This is a genomic window from Streptomyces sp. MMG1533 (assembly GCF_001279775.1).
Classification (GTDB): Bacteria; Actinomycetota; Actinomycetes; order Streptomycetales; family Streptomycetaceae; genus Streptomyces.
The window spans coordinates 55253-73204 of record NZ_LGDG01000100.1 but is presented as its reverse complement, the minus strand read 5'-3'; the positions used below and the strand labels follow the sequence as shown (position 1 = coordinate 73204).

Here is a 17952-nt window from a genome sequence, read left to right as displayed (position 1 = left end):
TCAGCCGTTCGCGATGCTCTGCCGGGTGAGTTCGCCCGCGCGCAGGCTGGAGAGCGCGTCCACGGCGGGGGTCATCTCAGGGCTCGCCAGGACGATGCATCCCCGCTTCGCGCCGGTCTCGTCGGCCGAATCGCTCTTCGGGTAGAAGGCCTTCCAGCCGGGGAGTCCGGGGAGGTAGTTCACGTCCAACGGGATTCCGTGGTACGAGGTGAACTGATAACCGGGGTCGCCCGGTACGCGGAAGTCGTCGATCACCACGACCGATCTGCTCCAGCGCGCCTCGATGATCTCCAGTTCCTCGTAGCGAGGTACGTCATCCTGCCAGTGAGCATCGAGATAGAAGAGCAGCGCGGGGTTTCCTGGCCGCTTCGAGAGGATCTGCAGCATCTTCCGTGAGTCTCCGTGGTAAAGGCGGATCCCCGGAAGGCCGCGGCATTTCACCGCGGCGTATCTGTAGAACCTCTCTTCGATCTCGGCGGAGTGGACGGGCAGGTCGGAGACATCACTCAGGAATCTCGTCGTAGTGCCGCGGAAGGAACCGGTCTCGACGATCTCGTCGAAGCTGATCGCCGCCAGCAGTTCGCGGATGATTTCCTGTCGCCTGAGCTGCCCGTTGAACGGCCCGAGTTCGGGCATGCTCAGGCGTGGAAACAGCAGATCCGTCCGGAAGGAGATCGCGGCAGGCAAGGCGGCACTGACCCTGATGTAGGCCCGCTGCGAAAGGTTCACTGTCCGCTCCGATGTGCCGGGTTGCCGCCCAGTTTCACCACGCGCAGCATGCGCAGCGCGGTTTGCATCCGACGGTCGCGCAGAAAACGGGTCAGCGGATCGCTGATCACGTGGAAGGACCAGTCGTCCCGGGTACTGCAGATTTCCGCCATCGCGGCGCGCTGCAAGTCAACTCCGCTTTTCACAGCTCCTCCTCCGGGGAGTATGAAATCCCAAGCCCCGGTCAGTCTGTCACGGTCGCATGGAATGGGATCAGGCAACAGCCGCCTCGACGATCAAGGCGAATTGGGGTCGGGACTCCAGGTTCCGGAGTTCAGGGTCATCGCTCTGTCCGGGTGCGTAACGGCGGACGGCGGAGAAACCAGCCGACCGGAGCTCCGCCTCCACTGCCTCGAAGTCCCAAAGAAATCCGGCGTGATGACCGCAGTCCTGGAAGGTCATGCGCAGCAGATCAACCGGATGCTCGGCCTGGTACCCCCTCCGCCGGCACTCCTCCATCTCCCGTCGCGTCTCGTCGTCACGTGCCAGGTACAGCCGCACAGCGTGCTCGACATCGGGTGTCGACAGCCGGATGCGCCCACCAGGGGCCAGAACGCGCCGGGCTTCGCGGAACATGCGGCGGGCAGGCTCGAGGCGGATGTGCTCGATCATGTTGTCGGAGTAGATGTGACTCGCCGAGCCGGAGCGGACGGGCCACGTCCTGGTGGCATCCAGATAAGACCGCGTGTGCCAGCAGACATCGGTGCAGATCCAGCCGGGCCGACGGCTCCGGTAGCCCCCCACTTCGATCTTGAGGAAGGGCCCTGACCTGGCCGCATGCGCGAACCTGGCCTTGGCGACGGGGCGGTTGACGGCGCCGATGACCGACCTGGCAACGCTTTTCGCAACGGACACGCGAGCGACGCTACAGCGCTGCCTCGGACCGGCTTCGGTGCCACACCCGGCATGCGGCATGCATCACCCGTCCGGTCGTCCGGCACGCGGCCTGTCGGGATTCGTCCAGCTCATCGGGGCCGGCACTCGCCCTTGACCAGGTGCCCGGTCCCGGCGCGAGCGATGAGCACCCCGGGTCCGACCGCCGCATGTGCTGCGGCTCCAGGCCACCTGATTCGATCCGAACTGAGCCTCTTCAGGGTGGCCACTGATCGGGTGAGGGTCTCGAAGTCCGCAACGCTACGAGGCTCCCGTGGCGTTGAGGGAGGTGCCACGGCCGACCAGCAGTCGAAGGTCATGCCGCGCGAACGTGCAACTCCCGAGCGTCATCAGTGCGGACTGGCCGATGGCTGCGTACACCAGGCTCCAGATCCCACTCCCCGTCAGCGCGGACAGGAGGCCGATATACCGCAGTACTCCGCCACCAGGCTCGGGGGAGCGCCCAGGATTGCGACGGCGTACTGCGCCGGCATCCAGAGCACCGCATGGGCGACGAGTCCGGTTGTCCTACTGAGGGTGAAAGTCGCCCGGAGATCATGTGCTTCCAGAACGGGACGCTGCACGATGGCCGAGCTCAGACCTCTCTGCGCGAAGTGGCTCAGCAAGCGGAGCACGAACAGGGCGAGCGCGAGCAACCCGAAGTCGCCCGGTGTGAGCAGCCGGCTCATCACCGCGCTATACGCCAACTGGGCTACGAACGTTGCGAACGTCCCGAAAAGCGTCCATCGCAGCCCTTTGGCCGCGCTCGATCTGGGCCTACCGGACGGCGCACCCAGGATCATCACGGTACAACTGACCGGCAGGTCGGCGCATACATCGCAATCGGTTCCGGGCGCGGTTCGTTGCGGGGGTGGACCCGGATGAGCCTCTGGCGCCCGAACTGCTCGTTGCACGGCCCCGGTTCAGACAGGGTCTCGCACTGATGCTGACGTGAGCCCGCTGTGCAAGGTTCACCGTCCGCTCCGATGTGTCGGGTCGCCGTCCGACTTCACCACCACCGCGACCATCATGTTGCCGAGCCGGTTCACGGGACGCAGTACTTGGTAGACGGCTTTCGCCACCGGCAGGCGCCAACGCTCGGGGAAGCGGCGTGCCAGCTTCCCGACGACCACGTTGTGGTCCCACATCCTGCGCGGCAGCACGATCGCCTGCTTGCACAGCAGATAGCTGCGGGTGGCCTGGTTCAGGATCGAGCGATTCCATCGGAAGACATAGTTGACGACATCTCCGTGCCGTTCCCATTCGGTGCCGATGAGCCTTCCCACCAGACCGTCGTGCGGCTCGATCACGATGACGGCTCTCCGGGCCACCCGAAGCATCTCGGTGAAACCCAGAACCGGACGCGGCAAGTGGTGCAGGCCGTCCTGGACAAGGACCAGGTCGTAACTGGAATCCGGAATCTCGGCCATGTTCTCCGCGTTCAGAGGCATGGTTCGAAGTCTCGGTTCCAGGCTGCGGCACACCGCGAGCGCCTCTTCGGACAGATCACTGACCGTGACGTCCGTGAAGCCGTAACGGCTCAGGAAGACACCCTCTCCGCCCACACCGCCGCAGACGATCAGCACGCTCTGTTTCGCCGGATCGAGCAGCCCTCTGATGCGCAGCATATGCAGCGCGGCCCGCATCCGCCGGTCGCGCAGGAAACGGGTCAGTGGATCGCTGGTCGAGTGGAAGGACCAGTCGTTTCGGGTGCTGCAGATTTCCGCCATCGCGGCGCGCTGCAAATCAACTCCGCTTTTCACAGCTCCTCCTCCCGGGCGTGTGAAATCCCAAGCCCCGGTCAGTCTGTCACGGCCTTATGGAATGATCCTTACGCCACGCGCCGAGTTTCCGTTGGGTGGCGGATTTCCCGGCGTCGTGGCGCTGTCGGAATGCGACTCACTGCCTCACCGCGGCTTGTTCGACGCGTGTTTTCGCGTTTCGCCGAGCAGCCGGAGAAGCCCTGCGCAGAAACGCGTGGCCATGGCGTCGGTCGTATAGGCGGCGGCGTCCTCCCGGCAGCGCGCTCGGAGGGAGGCCAGACGGGCCCGGTCGGTCAGCAGTGCCTTTACCGCCGCCGCGTACACCGCCGGGTCGTCGGAGGTGATGACGGCGTTGCGCCCGTTCCGCAGGTATTCGAACTCGGGTGCGTGCCAGGGCCAGTCCGTGGTGACGACAGGTGTCCGCAGCACGAACGAGTCCACGGCGCACAGTCCCACTCTGCCCGGCATCAGCATGATGTCCGACACCGCTCCGAGCAGCGCTACCTGTCTTCCCGTCAGGTGCCCCAGGGAGACCACCGGGCTCTTGGCGGTGGAGGCCATGGCCTCCACCAGGGGACGGTCGGCACCGTCCCCCGCCACGAGCAGCCGGAATCCCGGCAGGGCGCGGGCGATGCGCCCAGCCGACTCCAGCAGCAGGGAAACCCGCTTGGGAGCGTCCAGCCCGCCCACGAACAGGGCTGTCCGTCCGGGCAGCAGCCCGTGGCGCGCCCGCAGCGCCGCCGCGTCGGCGAACTCCTGGGTCCCGGGCGTTCCCGCACGCTCGCGGACCTCGGCGAGCGCCACTGTGTCCACGCAGTTGCGCACCACGGTGATGCGTTGTCGCGGATAGCCCCAGGAGGCGAGGTGGTCGGCTCCGCCCTCGGTGTAGGCGAAGAACCAGGAGGCGCGCCGGGTGAGGGCGTCCTTGGCTGCGGTCTCCAGGCGGCTCACCGGCTTGGTGTACGTACGGCCGTGGCCCCACAGCGCGACACGCGGAGTGAGACCGCCGGTCACGCGCGCCAACTGCTGCCGGAGAAGGAGCGGATAGGCTTCCAGATTGCGCAACGCCTGTTCCAGTACGACGACATCGGCGGAGGCCACTCGTCGGTGCACCTGCTGCCAGACGAGTGACCGGCCCCCGGGTACGCCGAGACGGCGAACCGGGACCCGGATCGCGCCCGAGCAGTGCGAAGCGTCCTGCCGTGCCACATGGGAGGGTGGCGGAGGACCGTGCATCACGTCCAGGGTGCACCCCTCGGCCTGGAGATCACTCCTGAGACGTTCGAAGAATCCGGTCCGGTAGCTGGGGATGTAGGGCTGGACGATCACGATCCTCGGGGGGTGGCCGGCCTTCAGCATGTCGTGTCCCTCGCTGTGCTCGCCCGGCCGACGACGGCCGGGGCGTGCCGGGGGGCGCCACGGTGCGCGTGAGCGGCGGCGTACACGGCCTCGATGCGCTCCGCCCAGACCTGTTCCGTGTAATGACGCAGGAACACGTCCCGGCAGTGGGGGCGCAGCGAAGGGAAGCACTCGGCGGCACGGCGGAGCGCGGCGTCCAGTGGTTCGTTCCAGTGCACCACGGTGCCCGTGCCCTGTTCCCGTACCGAGTCCGCGACGGCTGAACCGACGAACGCCAGCACCGGGAGCCCGGCGGCCAGTGCCTCGGGATAGATCAGGGGGGCGCCTTCCAGCCAGCGGCTGGGGAAGACCAGACCCCGCCAGGAGGGCAGTCGCCGCCGGAGTTCGGCGTGCTCGAGCGCTCCGAGGAAGCGGACCGCCCGTGGTGCGGCCCGGCGGCAGTCGTCGAACAGGGGACCGTCGCCCACCACATCCAGCCGTTCTCCGGCCGGCCAGCGGGCCAGCAACTCCATCAGGCCCTTCTCCGGGCTCAGACGCCCGGCGAAGACCCAGGGGGCCTCGTTCGTGCCGGTACGGTGCCGGAACGTCTCCGCAGGGGCCGGGAGTGCGGCCTCGGTGGTGAAGTTCGGTACCAGGTCCAGCCGTTCCGGTTCGATTCCGGCACGGATGTACATCCGACGGCTGGTGGCGGACAGCACCACGACACGGTCCGCGCGACGCAGCAGTGGATGGGCGACGGCTCCGCGGCGCCCGGCCCAGGCCAGTGGCGCGGTGGCCACGGACGAGTCGCGGTAGCAGCCGTTCCGCAGCCCGGCCCACCGGTCGCCGTCGGGGCACCGGGTGCACATCGCTCCCTGCCGGTACAGCGTGGCGGCTGCGCACAGCGGCCGGTAGTTGTGCACCGTGGCGACGATCGGGCCGTGCCAGCGCCGTAGCCAGGAGTTCCCGAAGTTGGGGAAGAGGTTGTGCACATGGACCACGTCCGGACGCAGCCTGTGCAGGTCGGCCAGCGGGGAACGCCCTCGCCCGCTGCTCACGGTGACAGCGGCACGCAACGGGTGGAACCGGGAGCGGCTGAGTTCGTCGGTGTGCGCGGCCACGAGGTGTGCCTCGTGGCCCGCCCCGGCGAGGGCTGCCAGCTGATCGGCCACGGCCTGGTTCTCGCCGCTGGGAGTGGCCGAGCTGTAGAAGCTGTGCACCACGGCGACGCGCAAAGGTGAGGAGCCGTGCGGCAAATCCGTACCGGGGGCCATCAGCGGTGCGTGAGGGTGTAGTTGCGCGCCTCCGCGTGGCGCACCACGTAACCGGCGTCCTCCAGTCGGCGGAGCCGTCGGCGCAGGGCCCAGGGGCTTTGCGGAGTGTCGAATTCGATGCAGAGAACTCGTGGCAGTGTGCCCTCGGCCAGAATCCGGTCAAGCACTGGTTCCTCGGCTCCTTCGATGTCCATCTTCAGCAGGTCGACCCGCTGGTGCCCCAGCTTCCTCATGAATGTGGTCAAGGTGTGGCACTGGGCGTCGAATCCGGGCCCATGACCGCGGACCTCGGTCGCGGAGTGGGACACGTGCGCGGGATCGGCGGGTGGATGGAAGTGCAGCACCGCGTCCTCCTTCCACAATCCGAAGGGGAGGAAATGCCATCGCGGTTCGGTGACTCCTCCGGCGAAAGCGACCGAGCGGGGTGTGGGGTCCATGGCCCAGACCTCACACCCGAAGCGCCGGATGAGGGCGAGGTCGAAGCTGACGTCCTCGCCGACACCTGCCGCGTAGACGACGGAATCCTCGCCGATCAGGTCGGTGGGAACCCACCACCCTCCGTATGCGCTGCCGAACCGCTCCAGACCGTGACCCGGGAGAATCCGGGTCAGCCAGGGCACGACGGCCTCCGCGGTCTTCAGCTTGATCCGCCGGGTGAGGTGTGTCGCTGCCATGTGCGTCACACGCGTTCCGTGGCGACGAGGCCGAAGGTCGTCGGCGGGAAGAGGCGCTCCCCGACGGCCTGAAGCAACCCCGACTGGGTGGACCAGTAACGCCGGACCTCCACCGTTGCGAAGGCCGGTGCGAGCAGGTCCCGCAGGGCATCCTCGTTGACGCCGTCGCGGACGACGTGGTACTCGACCATGTCGGCCTCATTGGCGTCGTCGTAGACGCCGCGTAGCCGGCGCAGCCGGGTGGCGAGGCCGCGGCGGAGCTGACCCTGGCCGAGGCGCCAGAGGAAGTACGCGTTCCGGTCCAGGCTCAGCGACACCCGTGACCGGCGCGGGTACCACAGGGGATCCTGGGCACTGAGGAACGCGCCGCCGGGAACGATGCGCTCGATGAGCTGCTTGACGGTGCCCAGGTAGTCGGGGATGTGGTGCAGCACGGAGACGCACACCACGGCGTCGAGCGGCCCGGCCTGGCAGGCCGCGGTGCCGTCCTTGTCGTGGATCACGGTGACACGGGGATTGCGGTGGAAGCGGCTCCGGAGGAAGCGGACGCTCGGCTCGCTCATCTCCGTCACCGTGACCTGCGCGCCCGCGGCCACGAGATGGTCGGTGAAGGTGCCGTGCCCGGCTCCCAGTTCGAGTACCCGGCACTGGCCGTTCCGGTCGGTGACCTGTTGGACCAGGGTGTGGAGGTCTTCGATCAGCCGGTCGCGAATCGTGTGGTGGCGAATGTGGGGGGAGCCCGCCGCATAGTCGTGCCCGACTCCGTGCTCGCGCTGTTGCAGCTCCCCCATCGAGGGTGTGACCGGAGTGATCGTCATGGCCGCACTCTAGGAATGCTGGCGGGATTTTCCCGGCCCTGGCCGACGAGTCGGCCCGAATTCAGGCGATCGGACGGCGCGTACACCGCACCGCCGTCCGCTCGTACGGGGCGAGCGGCCTGGCGCACCACCCCGTGGACGAAGCGGGCGTTGCCGAACAGGTAACGGCGCCAGAGGCGGCGTGGTTCGCAGCCGAGCCGGAACAGCCATTCCAGCCCGTTGTGCCGCATCCAGTGCGGTGCCTGCGGCTTGTTACCGGCGATGAAGTCGAACGCCGCGCCCACGGCCACGGCCACCACGGGCAGTGCGTCGCACAGTTCGGCGGCCCAGTGGTCCTGCTTGGGCGTGCCTAGTCCGACCCAGACGATGTCCGCCGCGGCCAAACGGATCTCCTCCGCCTGTTGCCGCAGTTCCCGGGTTGTCAACGGGCGGAAGGGCGGTGAGCAGGTGCCGACGATCCTCGCCCCGGGGTAGCGCCGTCGCAGCTCCCGGTGCAGGGCGTCCAGCACCTGGGGGGTGGAGCCGAGGAGATAGTGGCTCAGTTCTGTGTGCTGGCTCTGGGCGAAGACGTCCAGGAGGAGATCGGGGCCGTACACACGTGTGCCCGGCAGTGCGGCGCTGCGGTGGAGCAGTCGGTTGGCCCACACGACCGGCTGCCCGTCGGGGAGGTTGAGGGTGGCCGAGCGGAGGATGCCGAGCAGCTCGGGGTCCCGGTCGGCCAGGGCGAGCGTGTAGGCGTTGGACAGGTGTACGTCGCTGCCGCGCTGGTGGCCGGCGGCGCCGGGTCCGTCGGTGAGCCCATGGCGTGCCTCGCGCATCCGGCCGGCCAGGTGGACGACATGGCGGGCCGCACTGTCGCGGGTGTGCGCGGTGATGGGCACACCGAGGCACTCGACCACGGGAGCCGCCGTCACCGATGTCGTCGGACTGCTCGGAGGGGCGGTCATGAGCGGGCGGCTTCGGAGCTCGGCGTGGAACCGGCGGGCCGCGGGCCGCTCCCGGCGAACTCCCCGAGGACCAGGCGCCGGCGGAAGTCCGAGATGGTGTCGCACAGACCGCGCTCCAAAGGAGTCGTGGGCTCCCAGTTCAGCAGCTCGCGGGCCAGGGCGATGTCCGGACGCCGTCGCTCGGGGTCGTCCTGGGGACGGGGGGTGAGCGTGATCTCGGAGCGGGACCGGGTGAGCTTGCCGATCCACTGCGCCAGCTCCAGCATGGAGACCTCGTGGGGATTGCCCAGGTTGACGGGTCCGCAGTGGTCGCCGGCCAGCATGCGCAGCAGGCCGTCGACGACATCGTCGACGTAGCACAGGGACCTGGTCTGGCTGCCGTCGCCGGTGACCGTGATCGGCTCCCCGCTCAGCGCCTGGCGGATGAAGGTGGGGACCGCCCGTCCGTCGTCCGGGCGCATCCGCGGCCCGAAGGTGTTGAAGATGCGCACGATCTTGGCGTCCACACCGCGGCTCCTGCGGTACGCCATCGTCAGTGCCTCACCGAAGCGCTTCGCCTCGTCGTACACCGAACGCGGGCCCACGGGGTTCACATGTCCCCAGTAGCTCTCCGGCTGAGGATGGATCAGGGGGTCGCCGTACGACTCGGAGGTGGAGGTCAGCAGGAAGCGGGCGCCCTTGGCGGCGGCCAGGTCCAAGGCGTGCCAGGTGCCGGCCGAGCCCACTCGGAGAGTCTCCAGAGGCAGTCTCAGGTAGTCCGCGGGCGAGGCTGGTGAAGCCAGGTGAAAGACGGCGTCCACCGGCCCCGGCTCGTCCACGCCCTGGGTGATGTCCCAGTGGCGGAAGCGGAAGTGCCGGTCGCCCATGAGGTGCTCGATGTTCTCAGGGCCGGAAGTCAGGAAGTTGTCCACGCAGACCACTTCGTTGTCCGCCTGAAGCAGCCGCTCGCACAGATGGGAGCCGATGAACCCGGCCCCACCCGTCACTACTGCACGCATGCAGGTCCTCTCGGCCGCCCCGCCCAGGCTGGTGGACGAGGGCAAGCATCGGTGTCATTGCCGAAGCTCTGATTGATGTCGTGTTTCTATTCATTAGTCAGAAATGCTCCAATTGAGACGTCGTGCGGGTCTAAATGCTCCCAGTCAGGGCACGTTTCACCCGTTCTGCCGTAGAAGGCGAAGGGATGCGGAATGCCGGTATCCACTGCGAAGACGGCTCATCACCGGCCGGCTCCGTCTGAGCGGGCGCACTGGGGAGTCCGGGTCGCCAAGCGGTCCATCGACTGTGTGGGGGCCGCAGCCCTGCTCCTGCTGGTGGCGCCGGTGCTCCTCGCCGCCGCCGTCGCGGTGAAGCTCGACTCTCCGGGTCCGCTGCTGTTCCGCCAGCGCCGCACCGGCTGGCGGGGCAAGGAGTTCCACGTCCTCAAGTTGCGGACGATGCACGTCGGTTCGGAGCGGTTGCGCGCGGCCATGGAGGTGCGCAACGAGTCGGACGGGCATCTCTTCAAGATCCGCGAGGACCCGCGGGTGACCGCGGTCGGGCGGTGGTTGCGCCGTTACTCCCTGGACGAGTTGCCGCAGTTGGTCAATGTGTTGCGGGGACAGATGTCCCTGGTCGGTCCCCGTCCGCTCCCGGTCGCGGACTCGGCGTTCACCGGGGAGGCCCGCCGCCGCCTGCTGGTCCGACCCGGGATCACCGGACTGTGGCAGGTGAGCGGACGGTCCGACCTCACCTGGGAGGAGGCCCTGCGCCTGGACCTGGAGTACGTCGGCACCTGGTCGATCAGGCTGGACCTGGCGATCCTCTGGCGGACCCTCCCCGCCGTGCTGCGCGGTGACGGCGCCTACTGAGCCGGCGCCCACGCGCACGGAGGCTCACATCCACACCCGGCGCCCCGGAGGGCGTGGCGCGAGGGCGGGCCACGGGACCCAGCGAACGAGATCAGGCAGGGAGTGACACCAGATGTCCGAGACTCGCCGGGGTGCGTCGCGGGTGCAGGAACCTCCGCTCAGTGCGGAGCGGGCCGGGCGGTTTCCGCGCCGGTGGATGGAGCGGGTGCTGCCCGTCGTCATCGTCCGTCGGCTGCGCGACCGTCGCGTCAGGATTCCGTTGTACGCCGCGGCGGGACTGCTCCTGGCCGGTGCCGCCTGGATCGCGGTCACCGGATTGCTCGCCCGCAATGAACTGCTGGCCGCCCAGCGGAGCCTGGAGGCTCTGCGGCGGCAGCACCCGGCCACCGCGGCCGCCACGCCGACGACGCCGACCGCCACAGCGCAGGACGCGGTGCGCAGCGCCGCCGGTCATGCCGCCCGGGCGCATCGGCTCACCACCGGCCCCGCCTGGTTCCCGGCCGCCCATCTGCCCGTTCTCGGCGGCCCCGTCCGAACCGTACGCGGCATCGCGGAGGCCTCCGACCGGCTGACCCACGACGTGCTCTCCCCCATGGCCCGCACCGTCGCGGAACTCGATTCCACCGGGACGGACGACGGCCGGCACCTGGACCTCTCCGCGCTGCGCCGTGTGGCTCCCCTTCTCGAACAGGCCTCGCGCAGCGCGTCGGGGGTGCGCGCCGATGTCGACGACCTCCCTCACGGCACCTGGCTGCCGGCCACCGACCGGGCGCGCACCGAACTCGCCCGACAGCTCGATCGGTTCACCCCTCTCACCCACGATGCCGCCGCGGCGGCCCGGTTGCTGCCCTCGATGCTCGGAGCGGAGGGACCCCGGCGGTACCTGGCGGTGTTCGAGAACACCGCCGAGGCTCGTGGAACGGGCGGGCTCCCCGGAGCGTTCGCGGTGCTCAGGGCCGACCGGGGCCGACTGAGCTTCGAGTACTTCGGGAACGACATCGAACTGAGCAAGGCGTATGCGGACATCGACCTGGGAGCGGATTTCGACGGGCTCTACGGCCCCGGCGCCCCGACCCGGACCTGGGTGAACTCCAACATGAGCCCGCACTTCCCGTACGCGGCGCGGATCTGGGCCGCGGCGTGGCAGCGGCACAGTGGCGAGACCGTGGACGGTGCCTTCGGCCTGGACCCCGGTGCGGTCTCCGGTCTCCTCGCCGCCTCCGGCCCTGCCCGGCTGCGCGACGGGAGCGTCGTCGCCGCCCACAACATCGTGGATCTCAGTGAGCGCGCCAGCTATGCGCTCCAGCCGGACTTCCAGCGGCGCAAGGCGTACTTCCTCGAGATGGCGCGGGCGGTGGCCTTCCGGCTGCTCGGTGCCGCGACCGACCCACCGCGCCGGACCGCCCTCTTCTCGGCGCTGCACCGGCAGCTGGGAGAGGGACGGATCAAGGCGTGGAGTGCCCACTCGACGGAGCAGCGCGAACTCCTGGGGCGGTCGTTCGGCGGAGCGCTGCCCGAAGGATCCGCTCCGCTGGCCGGACTGGTCGTCAACAATGCGGCGGGCACGAAGCTCGACTACTACCTCGACCGCCAACTCGTGTGGGCACCGGGCCGGTGCTTCGACGGCCAACGCGAGGTCACCGTGACCGTCCGCCTGACCAACCGCGCTCCGGTGCGGGGACTACCGCCGTACGTCGTCCAGCGGGTGGACGCTCCCCGCTATGACACCCGGCCGGGTGACAACCGCCTGTTGGTGTCCTACTACGCCAGTGCGGAGGCCACCCTGTCCGGTGCCACCCTGGACGGCCGCCCCACTCAAGTCAGCCACGGCGCCGAGCGGGGCCACCCGGTCTTCACCCTCGATGTCGAGCTGCCCGCGCACGGCACGCGCACCCTCGTACTCCACTTGTTGGAGCGGCCTGGGGACCGTTCTCCCATCGTGCTGCGTCAGCCGCTGGTGCATCCCCTGCGGGCCACGGTGCTCCCGAACGGCCCGTGCGTCGGCTGATTCCCCTCCTCGGCGGCATGGATCCGGACGTCGTGCCGACAGGCCGATGGAGGCCGTACGGCTGTCCCCCGTGCGGGCGTTGTCGCGTGCTTCACGCTGCGCGAAGTCGCCCGGCTGCTGCGGGTCCAGGACGCGGGGGCGCGACGGATCCCCCGGGCCGTCTCACACGCCACAACGCGGCCGACGGACCCGCGTGTTCGGTGACGGATGAACGATCACCGAACACACATACGGGAGTTGACTGCACACGGCTCCGGCCACCTGGGCGGAAGGCGGTCACTCCTGCACGTTTCCACCAGACATCACGGATATGATCACTAAGTTAGTGAATGTCCCATATTGTTGCCCACTTGCACACCTGGGATGGATACCTTGGATCTGTCCGACTACCTTCGATTCCTGGTCAGGCGTTGGCGCGCCATCGCGGCGCTGGGCCTGCTGGGAACAGCGGTCGGCGCGTTCGTCACCAACGCCACCACACCGCAGTACCGGGCCACCTCGACGCTCTTCGTGTCCCTTCAGGACTGGGACGACACGGTCAAGCTCAATCAGGGCAACACCTTCGCCCAGGCTCGCGTCCGCTCCTACGCGGAAGTGGTCACCAGCCCCCATGTGACCGAGCCGGTCGCCGAGTTTCTGCGCCTGGACATGACGCCCTCACAGCTGGCCCGAAAGATCACCACGGAAGTACCCCTGGAAACGGTACTTCTCAAGATCACCGTCACGGACACCAAACCGTCCCAGGCGGCCCGGATCAGCAACGCGATCGCCCGGCGCTTCGCCCAGGTCATCGCCGAGATCGAACGACCTGAGGGCGCCCAGCTCTCGCCCGTCCGGCTGAGCGTCACCGAGCCCGCAGACATCCCGACCGCGCCGGCTTCCCCGAACCCGGTGCTCAACCTCACGCTCGGGCTCGTGGCCGGTCTGAGCCTCGGTACCGGCCTGGCGGTCGCGCGCGAATCGCTGGACACCTCGGTGCGCAGCCGCAGCGACCTGACCCGGTGTCTGGCCGACGCCGGCGGACCGGCCGTACTCGGCAGCGTCGTCCTCGACCAGCGTGTCTCCCGACAACCGGTGGCGACGGAGGACGACGCGTTCGGTCGGCGGGCGGAGGACTTCAGACGGCTGCGCACCAGCCTCCGGTTCGTGGACATCGACGCTCCGCCCAAGGTCATCGCGGTCACCAGCGCGGTGCCCAGCGAGGGGAAGACGAGCGTCTCGATCAACCTGGCGTCCGCCCTGGCCGAGTTCGGCTCCTCGGTCTGCCTGGTCGACGCGGACCTGCGGCGCCCCAACGTGGCCCAAACGCTGGGCCTGGTACAGGACGCCGGACTGACCACCGTGATGATCGGCCAGGCGAACGCCGAGGACGTGATGCAGTCGGCGGGTTCCTTCTCGGTCCTGGCCAGCGGGGAGTTGCCGCCGAACCCGGCGGAGATGCTGGGCTCGGCGCAGTTCCGGACCGTGGTGCGCTCACTCGCCGACAGGTTCGACCACGTGGTGATCGACACCGCGCCGGTACTCCCGGTGGCGGACACGCCGGCGATGGCCTCGGCGGTCGACGGCTACCTGTTGGTGGCCCGGTTCGCGAAGAGCACCCGGGGCCAGCTCACCGACGCCGTGCGCGCCCTGCAAGACGTCGGCACGACTGTGCTCGGCAGCATCCTCAACATGGTGCCCGTCAAGCGCGACAGCGAGCAGTACGGCTACGGGTACGCGTACCGGCCCAGGACCTCGGGACGCCGAGACCGGCTCCGGCTCCAGCTGCGGCGCTGGCTCCGCCACCGCGGCAGGCCGACGACGATCGGCGCCTTCCCCTCGCCGACCGCACCGGCGAGGGAGGACACCGCCCCGACGGCTGCCAAGGAAGGCGGAGAGCATCACTGAGCGAACGGGGGACGCCGCGGACGCCCGGGACCGCATGGCCGGCCCGGGCGTCGGCGTCCGGCGGGCGTCGCGCCGTCGGCCCGGCATTCGCAGGCGCCGGGAATCCGGCGCGGCGGTTCGCGTCTCCCGGCCGATGGCGCGGTCCGCACGGACACGTGGGCTCCTGATGCTCCCGGCCATCGCGGCCGCGGCCCTGGTGGGCGCGACACTGCTTACGTCGTGCGGGGCTGACGGGCGCTCACCGGTGCGAACGCAGGCCGCGGCCGGGTCTGCCGCGGGGCGGGTCGAGCAACTCGGCGTCAGGGTCCTCGACGTCCTGCCCCATGACCCGAAGGCCTACACACAGGGCCTCGAGATGGCCGGGCGAACGCTCTACGAGGGGACGGGCATGGTCGGCGAGTCGTCGATCCGTGTGGGCCCGCCCGGCCGGCCTCCCACCGCCCGCGCCGACTTGCCGGCACCGCTGTTCGGGGAGGGGGTCACCGTCCTCGGACCGACGCTGTGGCAGTTGACCTGGCGGGACCACACCGCGATCGAACGGGACGCCGGAACCCTGGCCGAGCTGCGTCGTCTCCCCTACGCGCAGGAGGGCTGGGGGGTATGCCACCAGCCGGGGCGCGGGCGGCTGGTCACCAGTGACGGTTCCGCCCGGCTGACCTTCCGGGACCCGCGGACGCTGGCCCCGACCGGGGAACTCGTCGTCACCCTCCACGGCCGTCCGGTGCCGAAGCTCAACGAGCTGGAATGCGTGGGCGACAGTGTGTACGCCAATGTCTGGCCCTCCCACCGGATCGTGCGCGTCGACGCGGGCACCGGCGCGGTGACCGCTCAGATCGATGCCTCAGGTCTGTTGACCTCGAAGGAGCAGCAGCACGCCGAGGTGCTGAACGGCATCGCCGCCGTCCCCGGCACCGATGAGTTCCTGCTCACCGGCAAATGGTGGCCGAAGATGTTCCGAGTGGTCTTCGTCGCCAGGTGATCCGGTCTCCGGTCCGGTCGGCAGGGACGCGCTGACGGGCCGGGGACGGATCAGCGCGGGGGCGACCGGCGCCCAGGGGAGGGCAGGCGCGGATCCCGCAGGCGGTGCGCTTCCCGCAGGCCATGCGCTTCCCCGCCACGGAAGCCGCCGCAGCGGCCACAGCGATCGTCGCCACCTCGCTTGGGGAAGGCTGGCCGGCCTCGGCGGAGCCGGCCAACCCTTGGCCGCACCCCTGTTGCCGCACTCGCCCCACTCGCCCGCCGCACACGACCCACCGCCCAGCGGCATGAGCTGCCCGTCACGGAGCTTCCGGGCCGGCCTCGGCCGCTGCTTGCGGGCGCAGCAGGTCGACTCGGACCAGCCGAGCAGCCGGCACACGGGCCCGGCCTCGAACAGCCGGACCCCTTCTGACCTGTACGTTCGCCAGATCAGCGACGCGGTGCCAAGGTCGCCCGCCAGACGTTGAAGCGGAACGTTCACCGCAGCGCTCCCACCTGCGGAAACGAGCGTCCAAGAGATCCAGGTCAGCACAGAATCAGCACGGCTCGAACAGGTCGGCATCGAACGGTTCAGCGCCTACGTGGCCGGCATTTCGCTCCCCTCGGGCCGACCGGCCGACCGGCACGCCTTCCAGTTCCGCGAACGCGCCGTTCACCAGCCGGTCCGTGCGAGGACGTGCCGGATGGTCTCCGCGGGTCGCAGCGGCAGGAACTCGATGTTCCCCTGCGGATCGATGCGCACTCCATGGACGGCGGGGTCGGGAAGGCTGTTGTAGTGGAAGGGGGTGGAGGAGTAGTACGCGCCGGTGTCGAGGAGGGAGACGATGTCGCCGGGCGCGAGCATCGGCAGCGGACGGGCCCGGGCGAGCAGGTCGCCGGCGAAGCAGCAGGGGCCGGCGATGTCCTGGGATACCGGTTCACCTGTCTTGAGGCTCCCGTCGGGGCAGTGTGCGGTGAGCCGCAGTGGCCAGGACGACGGCATGAACACCGTGCGGGTCGCCACCTGGGCGCCGGCGTGGGTGATGGCGATGGGGCGTCCGCCGGAGGTCTTCGTGTATTCCACACAGGCGGCGGTGAACCCGTTCTTGGCAAGGAGGGACCGGCCGAACTCGGTGACGATCCGGTACTCGCCGCTGAACAGGGCGGGCACATGGGCCTGAAGACACTTGACGTACTCCTCGAAGGCGGGAGTGGTCTCGTCGTCGAGGAAGTTGACGGGGAGGCCGCCGCCGATGTCGATGCCGGTCACCTGGCGTCGGCCCAGCTTCAGGTTGACCTCGTCCGCGAACGCCACGGCCTGGGCGATGCCCTCGGCGATCAGTTCCAGCGGGCAGCCCTGCGAACCGACATGTGCGTGGACCCAGGTCAGCCAGGGGCGAGCGCGGTACGCCTCCAGGAGGCGCCCGCGGCTTCCGTCGTCTTCCAGTGGGATGCCGAACTTGGAGGTCGCGGTGGCTGTGCTCATCTCCGCTATCTCGCCGCCTCCGACCTGGGGGTTGAGGCGTACGCCGATCCGGGAGGCGGAGGGACGGGACGCGAGGATCTCGTCGATGCGGGCGAGTTCCTGGAAGTTGTCGGCGTTCACCGCGACACCCAGCTCAAGAGCCTGCGTCAACTCCGAGCGGGTCTTGGCCGGGGAGTCGAAGACGATCTGCTCCGGCGCGAATCCGGCAGCCAGGGCCTGAGCGAGTTCGCCGGCGCTGGCCACCTCGCAGCCCATGCCGAGGGTACGCAGTTCCTCCAGCACGGGAACCAGGCAGTTCGCCTTCGCCGCGAAGGTGTGCAGGACGCTCACGGTGTCCGGGAAGGCCGCATGGAGGGCCGCGACGCTCGCGGCGACGCCGTCGAGGTCGACGAAAGCGGCCAGGACGGCATCGTCGGGTTCGACGAGGCCCTGAACCACGGCAGCGCGCAGGATTCGTTCACGTCGTTCGGCCGCGGAAGCGTTCACGTTCGTCATGGGGTCTGCTTTCTTGCGAACTCTCGCCGGACCGGCTGCCGTTCGGCCGCGTACCGGGCGCAGTGGGAGACGAAGTCGTCGAAGAGCCGGCGGTGTGCCGGTCGGTCGGTCAACTCCTCCGGGTGGTACTGGACTCCGACGATCCACCGATCGGGGTCGGTCGCCTCGACGGCTTCCACGACACCGTCCTCGGCCGTGCCGACCACCCTCAGCGCCGGGGCGGTGCGGGCGATGGCCTGATGGTGCAGGCTGTTCACCCGAAGCACTCGTGACCCGGACAACTCAGCCAGGCGGGAACCCGGTTCGAGCCGGAGTTCGTGGGCCTCGGGATGCGACCGGAGGTCTTGAAGATGGTTCACCTCGCCCGGCGCCAGATGCTGGATCAGGCTGCCGCCGAGGGCCACGTTGAGGATCTGGCAGCCTCGGCAGACACCGAGTACGGGCATCTCCGAGGCGGTCGCGCAGTCGATCGCGGTGATCTCCAGCGCGTCGAGGTCCTCGTCGACGACCGTCTCGGGCCGTAGCTCCTCACCGAAGTGGCGCGGATGCGGGTCGGCCGCGTCCACTCCGCCCGGCAGAAGCAGACCGTCGACGGTATCCAGCACCTGACGGACCGCGGTGGCGTCCATGCCGGGCACGAGCACGACCGGCACGGCGCCGGAGTTCGTCAGCGTACGCACACAGCTCTCGGCCAGCCTCAGGGCAGACGGGCGGAGGGGCAGATCCCTCCCGGCCGTTACCGCGATCACCGGCCGGCGAACGACGTCAAACACAGGGTTCGGTCCCTCTCGGTGTGGTGCGAAGGGGTGGGGGC

17 protein-coding genes are annotated in these 17952 nt (G+C 69.3%); 4 read left to right on the top strand and 13 right to left on the bottom strand.

Features of this window, described 5'->3' with window-relative positions; translation table 11 throughout:
- From ADK57_RS12275 to ADK57_RS12230, 11 genes are all read right to left on the bottom strand, one after another.
- Complete coding sequence (locus ADK57_RS12275) at positions 1-729, bottom strand: hypothetical protein (protein ID WP_053749439.1); 729 nt, start codon at positions 727-729, stop codon at positions 1-3.
- Positions 726-914 (bottom strand): hypothetical protein, encoded by a 189-nt coding sequence (locus ADK57_RS49880; RefSeq protein WP_159050048.1) that lies wholly within the window; start codon positions 912-914, stop codon positions 726-728. The genes ADK57_RS12275 and ADK57_RS49880 overlap by 4 nt, the downstream gene beginning before the upstream one ends.
- A gap of 67 nt (positions 915-981) precedes the next feature.
- A complete protein-coding gene (locus tag ADK57_RS51965; RefSeq protein WP_107091533.1) occupies positions 982-1683 on the bottom strand; it encodes a class I SAM-dependent methyltransferase in 702 nt (233 codons plus the stop codon).
- A gap of 362 nt (positions 1684-2045) precedes the next feature.
- Positions 2046-2444 carry an oligosaccharide flippase family protein gene (locus ADK57_RS12265; protein ID WP_053749437.1) on the bottom strand — a complete coding sequence of 133 codons (399 nt, stop codon included), beginning with the start codon at positions 2442-2444 and terminating at the stop codon, positions 2046-2048.
- 168 nt (positions 2445-2612) lie between these two features.
- Positions 2613-3404, bottom strand: a complete 792-nt coding sequence (locus ADK57_RS12260) for a class I SAM-dependent methyltransferase (RefSeq protein WP_159050046.1) — start codon at positions 3402-3404, stop codon at positions 2613-2615.
- A gap of 144 nt (positions 3405-3548) precedes the next feature.
- Positions 3549-4763, bottom strand: a complete 1215-nt coding sequence (locus ADK57_RS12255; protein ID WP_234390151.1) for a glycosyltransferase family 4 protein — start codon at positions 4761-4763, stop codon at positions 3549-3551.
- Positions 4757-6016 carry a glycosyltransferase family 4 protein gene (locus tag ADK57_RS12250; RefSeq protein ID WP_078973084.1) on the bottom strand — a complete coding sequence of 420 codons (1260 nt, stop codon included), beginning with the start codon at positions 6014-6016 and terminating at the stop codon, positions 4757-4759. The genes ADK57_RS12255 and ADK57_RS12250 overlap by 7 nt, the downstream gene beginning before the upstream one ends.
- Positions 6016-6690: an FkbM family methyltransferase gene (locus ADK57_RS12245; protein ID WP_159050045.1), complete on the bottom strand. Its 675-nt coding sequence runs from the start codon at positions 6688-6690 to the stop codon at positions 6016-6018. The genes ADK57_RS12250 and ADK57_RS12245 overlap by 1 nt, the downstream gene beginning before the upstream one ends.
- Before the next feature lie 5 nt (positions 6691-6695).
- Entirely contained in the window at positions 6696-7508 is an 813-nt protein-coding gene (locus ADK57_RS12240; RefSeq protein ID WP_234390150.1) for a class I SAM-dependent methyltransferase, read from the bottom strand.
- The gene (locus ADK57_RS12235) at positions 7505-8455 is read right to left on the bottom strand and encodes a WecB/TagA/CpsF family glycosyltransferase (RefSeq protein WP_053749433.1); all 951 of its coding nucleotides are present in this window, start codon (positions 8453-8455) and stop codon (positions 7505-7507) included. Before ADK57_RS12235 ends, ADK57_RS12240 begins: the two co-directional genes overlap by 4 nt.
- Positions 8452-9453 carry a UDP-glucuronic acid decarboxylase family protein gene (locus ADK57_RS12230; RefSeq protein ID WP_199830552.1) on the bottom strand — a complete coding sequence of 334 codons (1002 nt, stop codon included), beginning with the start codon at positions 9451-9453 and terminating at the stop codon, positions 8452-8454. The genes ADK57_RS12235 and ADK57_RS12230 overlap by 4 nt, the downstream gene beginning before the upstream one ends.
- Positions 9454-9645: 192 nt before the next feature.
- Between ADK57_RS12230 and ADK57_RS12225 the strand changes: the two genes are divergently transcribed.
- From ADK57_RS12225 to ADK57_RS12210, 4 genes are all read left to right on the top strand, one after another.
- Entirely contained in the window at positions 9646-10305 is a 660-nt protein-coding gene (locus ADK57_RS12225; RefSeq protein WP_078973082.1) for a sugar transferase, read from the top strand.
- Between the two features lie 112 nt (positions 10306-10417).
- Positions 10418-12313 carry a DUF4012 domain-containing protein gene (locus tag ADK57_RS12220; RefSeq protein ID WP_234390148.1) on the top strand — a complete coding sequence of 632 codons (1896 nt, stop codon included), beginning with the start codon at positions 10418-10420 and terminating at the stop codon, positions 12311-12313.
- 363 nt (positions 12314-12676) lie between these two features.
- Positions 12677-14200 carry a polysaccharide biosynthesis tyrosine autokinase gene (locus tag ADK57_RS12215; RefSeq protein ID WP_053749431.1) on the top strand — a complete coding sequence of 508 codons (1524 nt, stop codon included), beginning with the start codon at positions 12677-12679 and terminating at the stop codon, positions 14198-14200.
- A 244-nt stretch (positions 14201-14444) separates the two neighbouring features.
- Positions 14445-15179 (top strand): glutaminyl-peptide cyclotransferase, encoded by a 735-nt coding sequence (locus ADK57_RS12210; protein ID WP_234390146.1) that lies wholly within the window; start codon positions 14445-14447, stop codon positions 15177-15179.
- A 651-nt stretch (positions 15180-15830) separates the two neighbouring features.
- Here the strand turns inward: ADK57_RS12210 and ADK57_RS12205 are convergent.
- Both ADK57_RS12205 and ADK57_RS12200 read right to left on the bottom strand, forming a co-directional pair.
- On the bottom strand, positions 15831-17138 hold the full coding sequence (locus tag ADK57_RS12205) for a hypothetical protein (RefSeq protein WP_053749429.1): 1308 nt from the start codon (positions 17136-17138) through the stop codon (positions 15831-15833).
- On the bottom strand, positions 17135-17887 hold the full coding sequence (locus ADK57_RS12200) for a gamma-glutamyl-gamma-aminobutyrate hydrolase family protein (RefSeq protein ID WP_063785945.1): 753 nt from the start codon (positions 17885-17887) through the stop codon (positions 17135-17137). The genes ADK57_RS12205 and ADK57_RS12200 overlap by 4 nt, the downstream gene beginning before the upstream one ends.
- Positions 17888-17952 lie beyond the last annotated feature (65 nt).

Excerpts from the sequence above, each read along its gene's own strand:
- ADK57_RS12255 (WP_234390151.1), bottom strand. The coding sequence starts at position 4,763 with ATGCTGAAGGCCGGCCACCCCCCGAGGATCGTGATCGTCCAGCCCTAC.
- ADK57_RS12220 (WP_234390148.1), top strand. The coding sequence starts at position 10,418 with ATGTCCGAGACTCGCCGGGGTGCGTCGCGGGTGCAGGAACCTCCGCTC.
- ADK57_RS12225 (WP_078973082.1), top strand. The coding sequence starts at position 9,646 with ATGCCGGTATCCACTGCGAAGACGGCTCATCACCGGCCGGCTCCGTCT.
- ADK57_RS12215 (WP_053749431.1), top strand. The coding sequence starts at position 12,677 with ATGGATACCTTGGATCTGTCCGACTACCTTCGATTCCTGGTCAGGCGT.
- ADK57_RS12265 (WP_053749437.1), bottom strand. The coding sequence starts at position 2,444 with ATGATCCTGGGTGCGCCGTCCGGTAGGCCCAGATCGAGCGCGGCCAAA.
- ADK57_RS12230 (WP_199830552.1), bottom strand. The coding sequence starts at position 9,453 with ATGCGTGCAGTAGTGACGGGTGGGGCCGGGTTCATCGGCTCCCATCTG.
- ADK57_RS12235 (WP_053749433.1), bottom strand. The coding sequence starts at position 8,455 with ATGACCGCCCCTCCGAGCAGTCCGACGACATCGGTGACGGCGGCTCCC.
- ADK57_RS12205 (WP_053749429.1), bottom strand. The coding sequence starts at position 17,138 with ATGACGAACGTGAACGCTTCCGCGGCCGAACGACGTGAACGAATCCTG.
- ADK57_RS51965 (WP_107091533.1), bottom strand. The coding sequence starts at position 1,683 with ATGCCGCATGCCGGGTGTGGCACCGAAGCCGGTCCGAGGCAGCGCTGT.
- ADK57_RS12250 (WP_078973084.1), bottom strand. The coding sequence starts at position 6,016 with ATGGCCCCCGGTACGGATTTGCCGCACGGCTCCTCACCTTTGCGCGTC.
- ADK57_RS12240 (WP_234390150.1), bottom strand. The coding sequence starts at position 7,508 with ATGACGATCACTCCGGTCACACCCTCGATGGGGGAGCTGCAACAGCGC.
- ADK57_RS12245 (WP_159050045.1), bottom strand. The coding sequence starts at position 6,690 with ATGGCAGCGACACACCTCACCCGGCGGATCAAGCTGAAGACCGCGGAG.